The following is a 15929-nucleotide window of genomic DNA, read 5'->3' on the forward strand; positions in this document are numbered from 1 at the left end:
TGTCTTTTATATTTTCACAAAGCTAACACCACAATCCACAAATCATTTTACAGAATTATTTTTGATTTTTATATATTATAAAGTTACGAATCAATACATTACAAAACAAAAAAAAACCGCCAGAATGTAAATTCCGGCGGCCAAATATATTTTACGTAAAAATTATACGTGTAATGCTCTGTTGTCTGTTGCGGCTAATGCTGCTTCTTTTACGGCTTCAGCAAAAGTTGGGTGTGCATGACTCATTCTTGAAATATCTTCGGCAGAAGCTTTAAACTCCATTGCAGTAACTGCTTCTGCGATTAAATCTGCTGTACGGGCTCCAATCATGTGAACACCTAAAACCTCATCTGTTTTAGCATCCGCAATAATTTTTACGAATCCGTCTAAATCTCCACTCGCTCTGGCACGGCCTAAGGCTTTAAACGGGAAGCTTCCAACTTTATATTCTGTTCCTGAAGCTTTAACCTGCTCTTCCGTTTGTCCAACGGCAGCAACTTCCGGCCAGGTGTAGACAACACCAGGGATTAAGTTATAATCAATATGTGGTTTTTGACCTGCTAAGATTTCAGCAACCATAGTTCCTTCTTCTTCTGCTTTGTGCGCCAGCATTGCTCCACGAACAACATCTCCGATTGCGTAAATGTTAGGAACATTCGTTTGTAAATGATCGTTTACTTCAACTTGCCCTCTGTCAGAAATTTTAACTCCGGCTTTGTCAGCGTTTAATCCGTCTGTATAAGGACGACGACCAACAGATACCAAAGAGTAATCTCCTTCAAGGGTAATTGTTTCTCCTTTTGCATTTTCAGCCTGAACAACAACAGCATCACCGTTTCTTTCTACTGATTTTACTTTGTGGGAAACATAGAACTTCATTCCTTGTTTTTTCAATACTTTAGTCAGTTCTTTAGACAAAGAAGCATCCATTCCCGGAATGATTCTGTCCATAAATTCTACTACGGAAACCTGTGCTCCCAAACGTAAATAGACTTGTCCTAATTCGATACCGATAACGCCTCCGCCAATAATAACTAAGTGTTTTGGAACTTCTTTTAAAGCCAAAGCTTCTGTAGAAGTAATAATTCTTTCTTTATCAATTGTAATGAATGGCAAAGAAGATGGTTTTGAACCTGTTGCAATAACAGTATATTTTGCTTCGATAGTTTCTGAAGTTCCGTCTGCTTTAGCTACTGCAATGTGAGTCGCGTCTACGAATGAACCTAAACCATTAAAAACCGTAATTTTATTTTTATCCATCAGGTAGTTGATTCCGCCCACGGTTTGATCTACAACTGCTTGTTTACGGGCAATCATTTTCTCTAAATTGATTTTTACCTCTCCGGAAACTTCAATTCCATGATCGGCAAAATGTGCAATTTCTGCATAATGGTGAGAAGAAGACAATAATGCTTTTGATGGAATACAGCCTACATTAAGGCAGGTTCCTCCTAAAGAGGTGTACTTTTCTACTATTGCTGTTTTGAAACCTAATTGTGCGCAACGAATTGCTGATACATATCCGCCCGGTCCTGAACCTATAATGACTACGTCAAATGAACTCATAGTTTGTCTGTTTTATTTTTAGCGATACAAAATTAAGGAATAAACTTTTGTTTAAAGTTTAAATCTCAATGTTTTTTGTGTGAAATTTAAGTTGTCGGTTTTACCGCAAAGAGCTTTAAGAAGTTTACGCAAGGTTCGGTAAGTTTTTCTTTTTTAATCTCGCAGATTTAGCAGATAAAGCAGATTTTTGTTATTTGTAAGGTATAGTTTTAGCGTCTCCTTTTAAATGTGACGATTCATGAAAAACCTTTGAAGCTTTGTCTCTCTGAACCTATGAACCTAAAAACTCAGTATCCCAGTTTTTTTCACGCAAAGTCGCAAAGACGCAAGTTTTAACCTGAAACTAAAAAACCTTTGAACCTTTGCAACTCTGAACCTTTGTAACTAAAAACTCAGAACCTCAGAACCTCAGCAACTCAGAACCTTAAAAAATAACCGTAGAATTCTTCACTTCACTAATCATAAACATACTTTGTGTACTGCCAATGTGTTGTAAACTTGTAAGTTTTGTTACGAGGAATTCGCGGTAGGCTTCCATGTCTTTTACCAATACTTTGAGGATGTAGTCGTAATCGCCGCTTACGTGGTGGCATTCTAAAACTTCGTTTAGTTTAATGACTTCGCTTTCAAATTTGGTCAGGAATTCTTTGGTGTGCTGAATGAGTTTTAGATGGCAGAAAACTACAAATCCTTTGTCGATTTTGGTTTTATCGACCAAAGCCACGTAGTTTTTGATAATTCCTTCGCGCTCCAATTTTTTAATTCGTTCGTAAACCGCCGTTACAGAGAGATTGAGTTTTAGGGACAATTCTTTGGTTGTCTTTTTACTGTCGGTTTGTAATAAAACGAGGAGTTTTTTATCGGTGGCGTCTAAAGTCATTTTATTGTTTTTTGGAGATGAAAGAAAATCTATTGATTTAGGTTTTACTAATCAAATTTAGATAAATAATCTTTATTTAAAACTATAAATAGTTTTAAAATCTAATTACGAATCACATCATTGATTATTTTTCTGATAAACTGTTATTTTGACCTGTATTTCTTGTGAAAACAAGAGCCCTAGCCCAGATTGAAGAGTAAAGCCCGGAATAAAAAAGGCAAAAGTTTCCTGTTCTAAAAAAGCGACCAGCGGAAGCTCTTTTTGGAACATTAGAAACTTGCATTTTTTATGAGGACTTGAAACGAAAAGCTGGAATAGGTCCTTATCCTTCGACTTCGCTCAGGATGACAATTACAAATTTCAATGGCAATTATAAAAACGATAAATAGAACTCAAAAAAACTATGAAAGACTTTAACCCAGCAGACAAGATTCAGGATTTACAATATTTTGGTGAATTTGGCGGTGTGAATCCGTCGATTTCAGATTCATCGACGTATACTTTTCTTTCTGCCAAGACTATGTTTGATACTTTTGAAGGCAATATGGAAGGCTGTTACCTGTATTCACGTCACTCCTCGCCCAGTAACTTATACCTGGACCAGGCTTTGGCCGCTATGGAAGGTACGGAGACAGCAAACGTTTCGGCTTCGGGAATGGGTGCCATTACGCCTACGTTATTACAGTTGTGCGGCGCGGGAGATCATATCGTTTCGAGCAGAACCATTTATGGCGGAACGTATGCTTTTCTGAAAAATTTTACGCCTCGTTTTGGCATTGAAACCAGTTTTGTGGACATTACAAAATTAGATGTTGTAGAAGCTGCCATTACTCCCAACACAAAAGTGCTGTATTGCGAAACCGTAAGCAACCCGTTATTGGAAGTGGCCGATATTGCCGGCCTGGCCAAAATTGCAAAAAAGCATAATCTGAAATTAGTGGTTGACAATACGTTTTCGCCTTTGTCCGTTTCTCCTGCAAAACTGGGTGCCGATATTGTAATTCATAGTTTAACGAAATATATTAACGGGAGCAGCGATACGGTGGGCGGTGTGACTTGTGCTTCTAAGGAGTTTATCAATTCTTTGAAAAATGTAAATAGTGGCGCGAGCATGCTTCTGGGACCGACTATGGACAGTTTACGTTCTGCGAGTGTCATGAAAAATCTTCGAACTCTTCATATCCGTGTGAAACAGCACAGTCATAATGCTCATTTTCTCGCCGATCAATTTGAAGCCGACGGTTTAAAAACAGTTTATCCGGGATTAAAAAGTCACCCGAGTCATGAATTGTATAAAACAATGATTAATCCGGAATATGGTTTTGGAGGGATGATGACAATTGATGTGGGCACTCTTGATAAAGCCAATGAATTAATGGAATTAATGCAGGCCAGAAATTTAGGTTACCTGGCCGTGAGTTTAGGTTTTTACAAAACGCTGTTTAGCGCACCGGGAACTTCGACTTCCAGCGAGATTCCACTGGAAGAACAGGCAGAGATGGGACTGACGGATGGTTTAATTCGTTTCTCTATTGGCTTAGACAATGATATTCAGCGTACTTACGAGATGATGAAAGCCTGTATGGTCGAGCTTGGGATTTTGTAAAATTGGAATAGTTTGTTTTTTGCCTCGAATTGCACGAATTTTCGCGAATTAAAATAGTTCATTACTCCAGGCGTAAAAAAGTTTTAGCCACAGATTGGAAGATTTAAAAATCGGCGCGAATCTTTTAATCAGTGGCAAAAAACATATAAACCGTTTTACCCTGTAAAAAACAGCGTGCCAAAAAAGTGGCAGAAAAAATAATTCGCGAAAATTCGTGCAATTCGTGGCAAAAAAACACCCAAAAAAAAAGCCGTTCTGGAAATAATCCAGAATGGCTTTTTTTTATTTAGTTTTGTTCGTAATGCCTGAACGATTGCCAATACTTGTCTTTATAAATGTCATAACTTATTTCAGGAGTCTGACTGTACTTTTTGATTATGGTATCTAAAACTTTTGGCGGTTTTCTAAACTCCTTACAGGCAAAAAAGATCTCTCTTTTACCATCTGCTGTTTCTCTTCCAATATTTAAATAACCCTCTAAATCTTTCAGCTCAGCGCTAATTTCATCTTCAATTTCATCTAACAGCTTATAAGTTTCGCGATCAGGCAAACCGCTTTCATCAACAATCTTAAATGGAATTGATATAATAAAAATCCAGGGATGGGAAGCTTTTTTATCCCATTCTAAGATTGTTGTGTTGATTAGTGCTAAAACAATTCCACCCTCATTTCTTTTTCCTTCAAAATTTGCATAACCATCATTTTCAGTATTGTGCCTGATTCCTTCATATTTTTCAACAAATTCTTTTTCCCTCCAGATTAAATAATCCTTTAATTTTTCTATCGGAATTAACTCTTCCGAAGTACCTTCGTTTCCGACTACTTTCATATTATCTATTAAAGTAACGGCATGCAATTCACCTAAATAATTATCCAGGAAAATATAAACTCCATTGGCTGCCGCAGCTTTTTTATCCTCTGTAAAATCATCATAAACAATCGTCAGATCAATTTCATCCGGATAATTTTTATGCAAATTGGGATAAAATTTTAAATTCTTTGAATTAAATTTAAAGCCCTCATAATTGATACTAACATCTTTAATATCTGATGCTGGCTTCAGAGCCGTAAATGTCCAGCCTTCAATTTTAGGGGCGGCATTAATAAACTCTTCAATCACATAAATATTTTTTATTGCTCCGTCCGGTGTCAGGATCAGTTCAGCAGTTTGATCGTCGAGCATTCCGGTCAGGTAATAAATGCCATCATGAATTTCGTCCAGTTTTGGAGATAGTAACTCAAAGAAATCCTTATGTATAGTATCGCCTTTCTGTACCACTTGAAAAAACTCTTTCTCGTGCTTTAAAAACCAATCCCAGAAATCGCCGTATGATTTTATAGCTTGCTCTTTCTTTCCAAATATATTTTTAAGAAAATTCATGTATTAAAATTAAGTTTAAAATTTACCGTCGGCAAATTAAGGGAAAAATTTGTTGCGGTAATATGCAAGAATATTTTTATATAAAATAATTTTATGTATAAAGGAAAAACCCCGTGCCAAAAAAAAGTTTTAGCCACTCCCGATAGCTATCGGGATAAAGAATTAAAGGGATTAAAAATCTGCTCGAATCTTTTAATCAGTAGCAAAAAACGTGTAAACCTGTTTAATCCCGCAAAACCTGTGGGTCAAAAAAAAGCTTTAGCCACAGATGGAAAGATTAAAAAGATTAAAAATCGGCGCGAATCTTTTAATCAGTGGCAAAAAAAAAACCAAAAAAAGCCGTTCTGATTGAGATTCAGAACGGCTTTTTACCTATAACTTTTTACTTCTATTTTTTTAGTTTCCAGTCTCTTCAATAAAATTCAATTTACTGTTTTTTCGGCTAAAGCCAAAGTAAATACAAAGCCCTATAAGCAACCAAACCGTAAAATAAATCCAGTTCCAGACACTTAATTCAGCCATCATATACAAGCAGCAGATCAAACCTAAAAGCGGAATTAATGATAATTTTTGTCTGAAAGCCCAAACGGTTAATCCAGCCAGAACAAATAAGAAAATCCACATTGGAATTTTGTGTTTGAATAAGCTAAATCCGCTTTCGTATTTTAAGGAGTCATCTATTGGCAAGCCTTTTACAACCTCAGCATATTTCGCATCATCCGACTGATATTGCCCTAACAAATGTTCTAAATCTGATGTTTCGGCAGTTTTATTCTGAACATCAATGCTTTTTAAATAATGGAATACTTTTTCAGAATCGTTTTTATCCAGTGAAGTAATAATGTCCGCTGAACTATTGATTTGAGTTTCGTTCGTAATAAAACTCATGGTGGCTTTTTTATTATATCCAAAAGCAAAAACCAATCCGATGATTAATAAAACCGGCATGATATATTGTGAATTGATATAAGGCGTCTTGAATTTTCCTCTTGGTATCTCCGGTTTATTTTGTAAAACCAAAACCCCCGCGCAAACCAAAACGAAGGCGAATAAAGTTCCGATACTGCATAAATCTGTTACCATAGTAAGATTTAAAAACAAAGCCGGAACCGCAACTACAAAACCGGTTACGATAGTCGCATAAGAAGGTGTTTTATATTTCGGATGCACTTTTGAAAAACGTTTTGGCAACAATCCGTCACGGCTCATACTCATCCAGATACGCGGCTGACCCATCTGGAAAACCAGTAAAACACTCGCCATAGCAATTACAGCACTTACGGCGATAATTCCGGACATCCATTTCAGGTCTAATTTTTCGAATACAAAGGCTAACGGATCACCCACATTTAACTGATTATAACTTACCATTCCGGTCAGCACCAAAGCAATGGCAATGTATAAAATCGTACAGATAATAATCGCCCACATCATTCCGCGTGGTAAATCACGCTGTGGATTTTTACATTCTTCTGCCGTTGTAGAAATAGCATCAAAACCTATATAAGCAAAAAATACGGCTGAAACTCCTTTTAGAACCCCACTTACACCATTTGGTGCAAACGGATCCCAATTGGCCGTGTCTACATAAAATACACCTACCGCAATTACCAAAAGTACAATACAAAGTTTTACCACAACCATGACGTTACTGGCGTTACGGGATTCTTTCATTCCGCGGTAGATCAATGCGGTAATTAAGATAATGATTAATAAAGCAGGAAGATCGGCCACAAAGTGAAACGAACCAAATAAGACCGGTGACGTCGTCCAGGCCGTGTAAGCCGATTGTAAAGCGGGTTCTAAATTTGCGAATGCTTTTCCGCTGTGCATTAAAGCTGTTGCGTTATCAAATCCGTTTGAAGCGGTTAGGTAATCCATCTGAACCCATTGCGGGAGCTGAATACCTCCGCTGGCGAGGAGTCCTGTAAAATAATCACTCCACGATATGGCGACGGTTATATTTCCGACCGAATATTCCATAATCAGCGCCCAGCCAATTACCCAGGCTATTATTTCTCCAAAAGCTACATACGAATAGGTATAGGCACTTCCTGAAACCGGCACCATCGATGCGAATTCTGCATAGGCAAATGCCGCAAAACTACAGGCAACTGCTGTAAAAAGAAACAAGAAGATTACTGCTGGTCCTCCGTCGGCACTGGCTTTACCGATTGTACTAAAAATTCCTGCACCAACGATTGCAGCAATACCAAAAGCAGTTAAATCACGTGCTGTTAAGTGTTTTCCTAAAGCATTATGACCGTCTGCCTCGTTTTTTGCAACTTGCTTCAGGATATCCTGTACGGTTTTTTTCCGAAATAAACTTGAAAATGCCATATATGGTTTTACGATTAAAAATTAATATAATTCTAACTTTATGCTTTTATTTTGCAAATAATGCAAATTTTATCCTGAAATCAAATATATAAAACGATTTTGTTTTAGCACGATTTTTTTCAACACAAATTGTTTTAATTTCCGGAACCTGTTTTTTATGGCACGCGGGTTTTACGGATTAAACAGGTTTACGCTGATTGTTTTTGCTGCAGATTAAAACTCCCGCAGATTTTGCAGATTCAGCAGATTAAAATCCGTGTTAACCCGCTTAATCTGCGTCATTCGTGGTTATTCTTTTACCTAACGATCTAACCGATAAAATAGACCAACGCGGGTATATCTTTAGACTTTGCCAAAAAAAATCTGCTAAATCTGCTAAATCTGCTAAATCTGCCAAATCTGCGGGAGTATTTTTACATTCACAGACTATAGAGAGTGCTAAAATTTTCTCCCGCAGATTTAGCAGATTTCGCGGATAAAAATCCGTGTTAATCCGTGTTAATCCGTGTTAATCCGTGTTAATCCGTGTTAATCAGTTTGATCAGTGTCATCCGTGGTTATTCTGCTACTTCAGACAGCTTTTCAGAATACTTACCGGATGTTGGGCTTCCCTGCTGGTTCCGTCAAAAATTTGGTGACGGCAGCTGGTTCCGGCCGCTGCAATCTTTACATTTTCAGCAGTGGCACGCACTTTAGGAAACAAAGTGTCCTCGCCCATTTGCATACTGACCTGATAATGCTCTTTTTCGTATCCGAAAGAACCTGCCATTCCACAACAGCCTGAATTATAAATCGTAACTACATTGTTCGTCGGTAAATTCAGCATCGCAAAAGTCGCTTCTACAGAACTCAGTGATTTCTGATGACAGTGTCCGTGAATTTTGATTTCTCTTTTTTCTTCCGAAAATGACTCCGCTGTAATCTTACCGTCAAGAATTTCTCTTTTAAAGAATTCCTCTATGGTCAAAGCACTCTGAGACAACTTCTCAGCCGCTTCCTTATCATCGGCCAGACGCAGGTATTCGTCCCTGAAAGTCAGAATTGCCGATGGTTCAATCCCAATTAATGGCGCTTTTGTGGAAATTAAATCCTTAAAAATACCAACGTTTGTATTGGCGATCTTTTTGGCTTCTTCCAGAAATCCTTTCGACAAATAGGTTCTGCCGCTTTCTTCGTGATCCACAACCAAAACTTCATACCCTAACTTTGTCAACAATTCGAAAGCGTCAATACCAATATTCACGTCGTAATAATTGGTAAATTCATCATTAAACAAATACACCTGCCCGTTCGGGAAATCATGGTTTTGCTTTTTCTGATTGTCGTACCATTTTCTAAAAGTCTTTTTCGCCAGCAACGGAACCTGTCTTTCCGGCGCAATACCCATGCTTTTCTTCACCAGCGACTGATTCGAAATGAAATTCGTGATCGACGGAAAAATACTTCCCATTTTATTCAGTTTGGCATTGTGCGCAAAAATTTTGTTTCGCGTCGAGAATCCGTTTGCTTTTTGGTATTGGTATAAAAATTCGGCTTTCAGAGTGGCAACGTCTACATTACTCGGACATTCGCTGGCACACGCTTTACAGCTTACGCACAATTCAAAAACTTCGTATAATTCTTTCTGGTCAAATTTGTTTTCTTTCTCCGAATACGTCAGGTATTCACGCAATGCGTTGGCTCTGGCACGCGTGGTTTCTTTTTCATTTTTTGTCGCACGATAACTCGGACACATCGCTCCTCCTGCCGACGGCAATTTTCGGCAATCCCCCGATCCGTTGCATTTTTCGGCCGCACGCAAAATCCCCAAACTGTCTGAGAAATCCTGAAACGTTTTAATATCCGGCTCTTCCCTTCCGGAAACTACACGATGGTTTTCGTCCATTTTTAAGGCGTTAACAATTTTGCCGATATTCAAAACCGAATTCGGGTCAAACGCTAATTTGATTCTTTTCAGCAGTTCATAATTGGTTTCCCCAATCATAAACGGAATAAATTCACCGCGAACGATTCCGTCACCGTGTTCACCGCTTAGCGAACCTCTGTATTTTTTGACCAAAATTGCCACATCGGTCGCAATGGTTCGAAACAATTTTAAGTCCGATGTTTTCTTCAGATTCAAAACCGGACGCAAGTGCAATTCTCCTGCACCGGCATGCGCATAATAAATCGCTTCCTGACCGTGGCTCAGCATCATTGCCGAAAACTCCGCAATGTATTCCGGCAGGTCGTTGACCTCAACCGCCGTATCTTCAATAGAATCGGCTGCTTTATTATCGCCTACAATACTTCCCAAAAGTCCTAATCCGGCTTTTCTGAGTTCGTTTACTTTATCTATATCGGCTCCGTAAATTTTTACAAGTGCGTAACCAAAATTATTTTTTTCTAAATCGGCCACCAGGGCATTGGCCTGATTTTCGGCATCTTCAGGATCATTCGATGCCACTTCAAACATCATAATCGCTTTGGGCTCACCCACCAAAAAGAACCTGTTTTTAATGTGTTCGCGATTCGTTTTGGTACAATCCAAAATCGTATCGTCGATCATTTCGCAGGTATACAAATGGTGTTTCATAGCGACCACAACCGATTCCAGCGATTCGTGAATGCTGTGGTAATGCGCCACTACCATAATATTATTTGCCGGTGGCAAATCATCCACCTTCAGCGTAACTTCGGTGGTAAAGGCCAGCGTCCCTTCGCTGCCGCAAAGCAGTTTCCCCAGGTTTATGGTAGGTTCCGTTCCGCCAAACAAATCCGATTTGAGCAAAATATCGACGGCATAACCGGTATTTCTGCGGTGAATTTCCGGTTTCGGAAACTCCTTTACAATTTCGTCCTGTGTTGCTTTTACAGACAATTCGTCGTAAACGCTTTTGTATATTTTATTTTCTAAAGTATCGCCTTTGGTTTTTTCAATAAACTGAGCCGAAGTCAGTTCCTTAAAAACAACTTCAGAACCATCGCTCAGAATCGCTTTAATCTCCACAATTTTATCGCGTGTCACTCCGTATCGGATCGAAGTCGTTCCCGAAGAATTATTCCCGACCATCCCGCCAATCATGCAGCGGTTGGAAGTCGAAGTATTAGGTCCGAAAAATACGCCATGCGGTTTCAGGAACAAATTCAGTTCGTCGCGAATCACACCGGGCTGCACCGTAACGGTTTTTTGAATGGGATCAAAATTCAGGATTTTGGTAAAGTTCTTAGAAACATCGACCACAATTCCGTCGCCAACCGTTTGTCCGGCCAGGGATGTTCCGGCTGTTCTGGGCGTTATCGAAACCTGGTGTCTTGCCGCAAAGCGAATCAGCTTTGTAATATCCTCATTGGTTTTAGGCAATGCAACCGCTTTGGGTTTGATCCGGTACACCGAAGCATCGGTCGAATAAAGTGTTTTATGAAGATCATCGTATAAAAGTGTTCCTTCAAACGATGCTGATAATTGTTCTAAATCCTTAAGTATTGACATTATTTATGACCTGAAAATGAATTACAAAAATAGTTTTTTTTTAGGTTCTTTTAATAGGTACAGAGAAGCAAAGGTTCAGAGGTTCAAAGGTTTTTTTACGATTGTCCCCTGAGCGAAGCCGAAGAGTTGGAATTTGGGATTTTTTTTAGTGGAATTTAACCGAATTGTCACCCTGCGATCCTGATCGCTATTGGGAGAAGGCTTATGGAACAAAAACCTCAACATACATAAAATGCTGAAATTACTTAGCCAATCCATACAAGTATAGAATTGCTATTAAGGAAACAAGGAGAGGTTTTGTTATTGATTATTACATTAGTGAGAAGCTATATAAGCACTCCGTGATAGATTTAACAAAATGCCCATAATAATAAAATCGACAATTATAATTGTACTGATAGTAACTTTTTGCGTTAGTGATATTGAATATTGATTTGCCCCAATTATAATCTCTTTTCCTGAAAAAAACATTCAAGAGTATTAAAGGTAGTATTATAAAAAGGGCATAATAATTATTCAAATAAAAAAACTGAAGTAAAACAATTTCAATATTAATCATCAAAATTGTTGACATGATTACTATTGGAAATATTTTCCAATAATTTGATTTCTCTTTATAAAAGAAAATATAAATTTTTGAAAAGAAAATAAAAATAAGCTCTATAAATTTAAACATCCATCATTATATTAATTTCAAACTCGGTTCTCCGAAGTATTGTCATATGAAGTCTCCTGACTTCGTATGACAATAAATATTCACAATAATATCTTTAAACTAAAAACATGATAGCTAATAATTTAACAAACAATAACCCCTTAAAATTCCCTATAAAAGTAATAGGTTAATACTGCCAAAGGAAAAGATCCAAAACCAAAAACATCAAGCAAAAAAGAATACTTTCCTAATGAATAAGTTTCATCTTTAATTATAATTTCACCATTACCCTTTTTAGTGAAGAAATAATAATTCAGAAAATATAATAAAATTGGTGCGACAAGAGCAATTTTTCTAACATCGTAATTAATATTAAGTCTTGTAATTAACATAATGATATTAGTAATTGTTATTAGATTACTCGTCTGAATAAAAGACAGCATAGTATATACCGGGATTTCAGGCACTGCATTCTTTTTAGAGCTTTTTATATAAAAAAAGTAATAAATATATTTGTAAATTCTCATGGCACATTTCAATAGCTATGTTCAATGTTGTTAGAATTCCTTATAAAAGAAATAAGATATAACAACAAATATAAATGACGAGTAGGTAAATAAATTGAGAAAATAAGAATATTTACCTAAACAGTAACTTCAATCCTTCATAATTATTGAACCCTTTCCTTTCTTCGTAAAATAATAGTAATTCACAGCATAAAATAGTGTAGGGCAAATAATTGCAACTAAACGTAAATCATAATTAATTTTTATTCTTGTGATAATTAATATAATATTTACAAGAGTTACTAAATTGCTCGTTTGCGTAAAAGACAGAAGACTATATGCATTAAATTCCGGCGCATTATTTTTTTTAGAACTTTGCGAAACTGAATGATAATAGATATACTTATAAATTTTCATAATATTAATCTTTAAAAATCTTACTTTCATACCAGTTGTTAAACCTGCTCTGCGCTTTATAAGTCGATGAATTTTTCAGAAAAAGAAACTATTATCTAATAATGTTAATTTTAAAATTCTACATAAAAATAATATGTCACAATAAGTAATAGTAAAGACATAATGATATATAAATATAATAGAAAGGAATATTTACCAATATTATAGGTACTATCTCTAATTATAATTTGTCCATTCCCTTTTTTAGAGAAATAGTAATAGTTAATAAAACAAAATATGATTGGTCCTATAATAGCAACTTTTCTAATATCATATATATTATTGATATTTAAAACAATGAGTATGATATTAATTATAGTTAGAAAATTATTTGTCTGTATAATTGATAGCATTAAATACACTGGAACTTCAGGATCGTTATTTTTCTTTTGACTTTTAAGAAAAAAATGATAGTAAATTAATTTATATATCTTCATAATATTTAATCTTTAAAAATTTGGCTCTCATACCAGCCGTTAGTTCTTGCTCTCTCCTGATAAACTGATGAATTTTTACCAAAAAAGAAACTGTTATATGCCTCAGTATTTGTTAGCCAAGGACCAAGATATTCCAGCCAATTGTCCAAAGCTAAGCCGACAATATTCCCTTTTTTAGTAGTCAATTTTACAGAGAGTTATACAATTTTAACGATACTTACTCCAATCTACTTCACCCATTAAATAGAATGCATAAATCAAATTACTGATTACAAGCAAAATTATCCCAAATACGATCCAGCCTCCAATTCTATTTTTTCTCTTAGAATAATTGGCAAATTCAACATTATATTTTTTCCAATTATCTTTATACTCTATTGTTAGATAATTAAAAGCTATTATTATCATTAATGGTATATTGCAATAGGCATTGAAATAGAAAGTCCTATAAATGTCTTTGTATAAATTGCATAGTAAGCACTAAGTGATATCAATATCCATATTTCTAAGGCAATCATAACAGCACCTGCTTTAAACAATGTAAGAAATTTTCCTCCTGATAATTCTGAAGTATACTCTATAGAACGGTAAATCCTGTAGAAAAAATAGTAATAACTTTTCTTTATAAATTTCATGATATTTTTAGTTTCATTGCACCCGGAAAGGCTTAGTAATTCCGATTTATAGCTTTGTTTTTCTCTATATAATCTTTCCTAATCTATTCCTAATCCCACCCAGACTGCCGGATATCGTTTTGGATATCCGGGCGATCGGGTGTGGTTTATACAATTTTAACGATATTGGTTCCAATCTACCTGACTCATTAAATAAAATGAAAAAATCAAATTAAATATTATGATTAAAATTATTCCAAATACAATCCAGCCTCCAATTCTATTTTTTCTCTTAGAATAATTGGCAAATTCGACATTATATTTTTTCCAATTATCTTTATAGTCTAATGTGAAATAATTAAACCCGACAATAATTAATAACGGTATATATATAATCGGCATTGAAAAGGTAATTTCCACAAACGTTTTTGTACAAATAGTATAATAATTACCAAATGAAAAAAATATCCATATTTCTAAAGCAATCATAACAACACCCGCCTTAAAAAATGTTAGGAACTTCCCTCCTGATAATTCTGAAGTAAATTCTATAGAACGGTAAATCCTGTAGAAAAAATAATAATAACTTTTCTTGATAAATTTCATAATATTTATAGTTTCATTGCACCCGGAAAGGCCTGATAATTTGGATTAATAGCTCTGTTATCTTGATATAAACTTTCCTGATCTATTGCTAATCCCCCCAGCCTTTCGGATAAAAAGCATCTATGCCAAAATAAAGTGTAGAAGGAATAGCACCAATAGTCCCTCCCCAGTTTCCCATAGCTCCCATAATTGTATTTAATACAGCTTTTGCCGGATGAACAGCATTGGGAGAATTTGGATTTTTCATATAAATCCTTATACCCACTAAGTCCATTGAAACACCTGCTCCAAACGAGGCATTACCTAATATACCTCCCCATGCCCCCACTTTCGATATCGGAATTGTAGCTTTCGTCATTGGAGCCTCTCTAAACAAACTAAGGTTTCTTCCTGTTAGCGGATAATTTCCAGAAAGCCCTCTTCTGATACCTTCAGCATACATTCGCTCTGAGTTTAGACTTCCTTTAACGATTCCTATCGCAGAAGCAGTCCCAAAAGCCCAATTCGCTCGACCGCCGGTCTCGTACCAATTACCTAAATTTAAGTTATTATCATTTACCAGTGCTCCTACACTACTAGTACTACCTACAAAAGAGTGAATATCATTCCCCGGCCCTACAGCACTAAATCCCAGTACCGGAGGTTTATTATAATTATCCAAATAATTATTGGTCAAGTTTGTCGCCACTGCTGAGGCTCCTGCTGATGCCCCTGCTGCGCCAATAGTAATAAAAGCCGAAGAATTCCATTTGGCAGGGTTTAATTCGCCTCCGCTGGCATAGGCACCTATTATATATCCTGACAAAAGGTAACCCGCAAATATGGTCCAAAATTCACCTGTAGGATCGGTATATTTTAAAGGATTGTTTAAAACATAGCCGTAACGGTTGTAATTTCCATTATTTTTTATGAGTCTATCAAAACCTTGTCACCGGAATTTTTAATTTTTGATATTGCATTACAATCATTCCATCAAATTTAAATGCTCTTTTACGTTCAGTGGAACATCATTTAAATGAGGCCTCTTCTTTAATTCATTTATTAAATCTTGTTCGGTATTAATAATCTGCATGCTGGAAATTATTATTTCGAGCAATATCTTTTTTAACTCAGTAGTCCGTTCATTGATTGAAATATCATTTTCAAGATTTAATAGTTCCAAAATCCAATTTCTCTCTTCAATGTTTGACGAGGTTAATCTATTGTAAATATGCATCATTCCAGTTAATGGAATTGACTTTAATACATAGCCATAATTAATGTAAAAACTATTATTAAATTGGGATTTTTGAAGATTAATAATTTTGATAATTATATCTTGATTTAAAACCCAATAATCGCTTTTCTTCTTAAAGCCAAAAGGCAGAAGTACTTCACTTAAAATATTAGATAACTCTTTTTTTTCCATTC

The 15929-nt window shown here is 36.0% G+C and carries 11 protein-coding genes; 2 read left to right on the plus strand and 9 right to left on the minus strand.

The window, feature by feature from the left end:
• Nucleotides 1-162 precede the first annotated feature (162 nt).
• Nucleotides 163-1566, minus strand: coding sequence for a dihydrolipoyl dehydrogenase (lpdA, locus tag HAV12_RS18120; RefSeq protein ID WP_132036109.1), 1404 nt, complete (start codon nt 1564-1566; stop codon nt 163-165).
• 424 nt (nt 1567-1990) lie between these two features.
• Nucleotides 1991-2446, minus strand: a complete 456-nt coding sequence (locus HAV12_RS18125) for an Lrp/AsnC family transcriptional regulator (RefSeq protein WP_042566586.1) — start codon at nt 2444-2446, stop codon at nt 1991-1993.
• 403 nt (nt 2447-2849) lie between these two features.
• On the opposite strand from HAV12_RS18125, the gene HAV12_RS18130 reads away from it, so the two are divergent.
• Nucleotides 2850-4052, plus strand: a complete 1203-nt coding sequence (locus HAV12_RS18130; protein ID WP_132036111.1) for an aminotransferase class I/II-fold pyridoxal phosphate-dependent enzyme — start codon at nt 2850-2852, stop codon at nt 4050-4052.
• 286 nt (nt 4053-4338) lie between these two features.
• On the opposite strand, the gene HAV12_RS18135 is transcribed toward HAV12_RS18130, so the two are convergent.
• Nucleotides 4339-5433 (minus strand): DUF695 domain-containing protein, encoded by a 1095-nt coding sequence (locus tag HAV12_RS18135; RefSeq protein WP_171570894.1) that lies wholly within the window; start codon nt 5431-5433, stop codon nt 4339-4341.
• Between the two features lie 93 nt (nt 5434-5526).
• Here HAV12_RS18135 and HAV12_RS18140 point away from each other — a divergent pair, with 93 nt between their 5' ends.
• Nucleotides 5527-5781 (plus strand): hypothetical protein, encoded by a 255-nt coding sequence (locus HAV12_RS18140; RefSeq protein WP_205423332.1) that lies wholly within the window; start codon nt 5527-5529, stop codon nt 5779-5781.
• 48 nt (nt 5782-5829) lie between these two features.
• Here the strand turns inward: HAV12_RS18140 and HAV12_RS18145 are convergent, their stop codons facing one another.
• From HAV12_RS18145 to HAV12_RS18170, 6 genes are all read right to left on the minus strand, one after another.
• A complete protein-coding gene (locus HAV12_RS18145) occupies nt 5830-7773 on the minus strand; it encodes an amino acid permease (RefSeq protein ID WP_171570895.1) in 1944 nt (647 codons plus the stop codon).
• Nucleotides 7774-8338: 565 nt separating this feature from the next.
• Nucleotides 8339-11245 carry an FAD-binding and (Fe-S)-binding domain-containing protein gene (locus tag HAV12_RS18150; RefSeq protein ID WP_171570896.1) on the minus strand — a complete coding sequence of 969 codons (2907 nt, stop codon included), beginning with the start codon at nt 11243-11245 and terminating at the stop codon, nt 8339-8341.
• Nucleotides 11246-13304: 2059 nt separating this feature from the next.
• On the minus strand, nt 13305-13484 hold the full coding sequence (locus HAV12_RS18155) for a hypothetical protein (RefSeq protein ID WP_171570898.1): 180 nt from the start codon (nt 13482-13484) through the stop codon (nt 13305-13307).
• Between the two features lie 606 nt (nt 13485-14090).
• Nucleotides 14091-14519: a hypothetical protein gene (locus tag HAV12_RS18160; protein WP_171570900.1), complete on the minus strand. Its 429-nt coding sequence runs from the start codon at nt 14517-14519 to the stop codon at nt 14091-14093.
• Between the two features lie 88 nt (nt 14520-14607).
• Complete coding sequence (locus HAV12_RS18165; RefSeq protein WP_171570901.1) at nt 14608-15324, minus strand: hypothetical protein; 717 nt, start codon at nt 15322-15324, stop codon at nt 14608-14610.
• A 159-nt stretch (nt 15325-15483) separates the two neighbouring features.
• Entirely contained in the window at nt 15484-15927 is a 444-nt protein-coding gene (locus tag HAV12_RS18170; protein ID WP_171570902.1) for a DUF4304 domain-containing protein, read from the minus strand.
• Nucleotides 15928-15929 lie beyond the last annotated feature (2 nt).

The organism is Flavobacterium sp. CLA17, from assembly GCF_013112255.2.
Lineage (GTDB): Bacteria > Bacteroidota > Bacteroidia > Flavobacteriales > Flavobacteriaceae > Flavobacterium > Flavobacterium circumlabens.

Coding starts and splice junctions, on each gene's coding strand:
- lpdA (WP_132036109.1), bottom strand. CDS start 1,566: ATGAGTTCATTTGACGTAGTCATTATAGGTTCAGGACCGGGCGGATAT.
- HAV12_RS18125 (WP_042566586.1), bottom strand. CDS start 2,446: ATGACTTTAGACGCCACCGATAAAAAACTCCTCGTTTTATTACAAACC.
- HAV12_RS18130 (WP_132036111.1), top strand. CDS start 2,850: ATGAAAGACTTTAACCCAGCAGACAAGATTCAGGATTTACAATATTTT.
- HAV12_RS18135 (WP_171570894.1), bottom strand. CDS start 5,433: ATGAATTTTCTTAAAAATATATTTGGAAAGAAAGAGCAAGCTATAAAA.
- HAV12_RS18140 (WP_205423332.1), top strand. CDS start 5,527: ATGTATAAAGGAAAAACCCCGTGCCAAAAAAAAGTTTTAGCCACTCCC.
- HAV12_RS18145 (WP_171570895.1), bottom strand. CDS start 7,773: ATGGCATTTTCAAGTTTATTTCGGAAAAAAACCGTACAGGATATCCTG.
- HAV12_RS18150 (WP_171570896.1), bottom strand. CDS start 11,245: ATGTCAATACTTAAGGATTTAGAACAATTATCAGCATCGTTTGAAGGA.
- HAV12_RS18160 (WP_171570900.1), bottom strand. CDS start 14,519: ATGAAATTTATCAAGAAAAGTTATTATTATTTTTTCTACAGGATTTAC.
- HAV12_RS18170 (WP_171570902.1), bottom strand. CDS start 15,927: ATGGAAAAAAAAGAGTTATCTAATATTTTAAGTGAAGTACTTCTGCCT.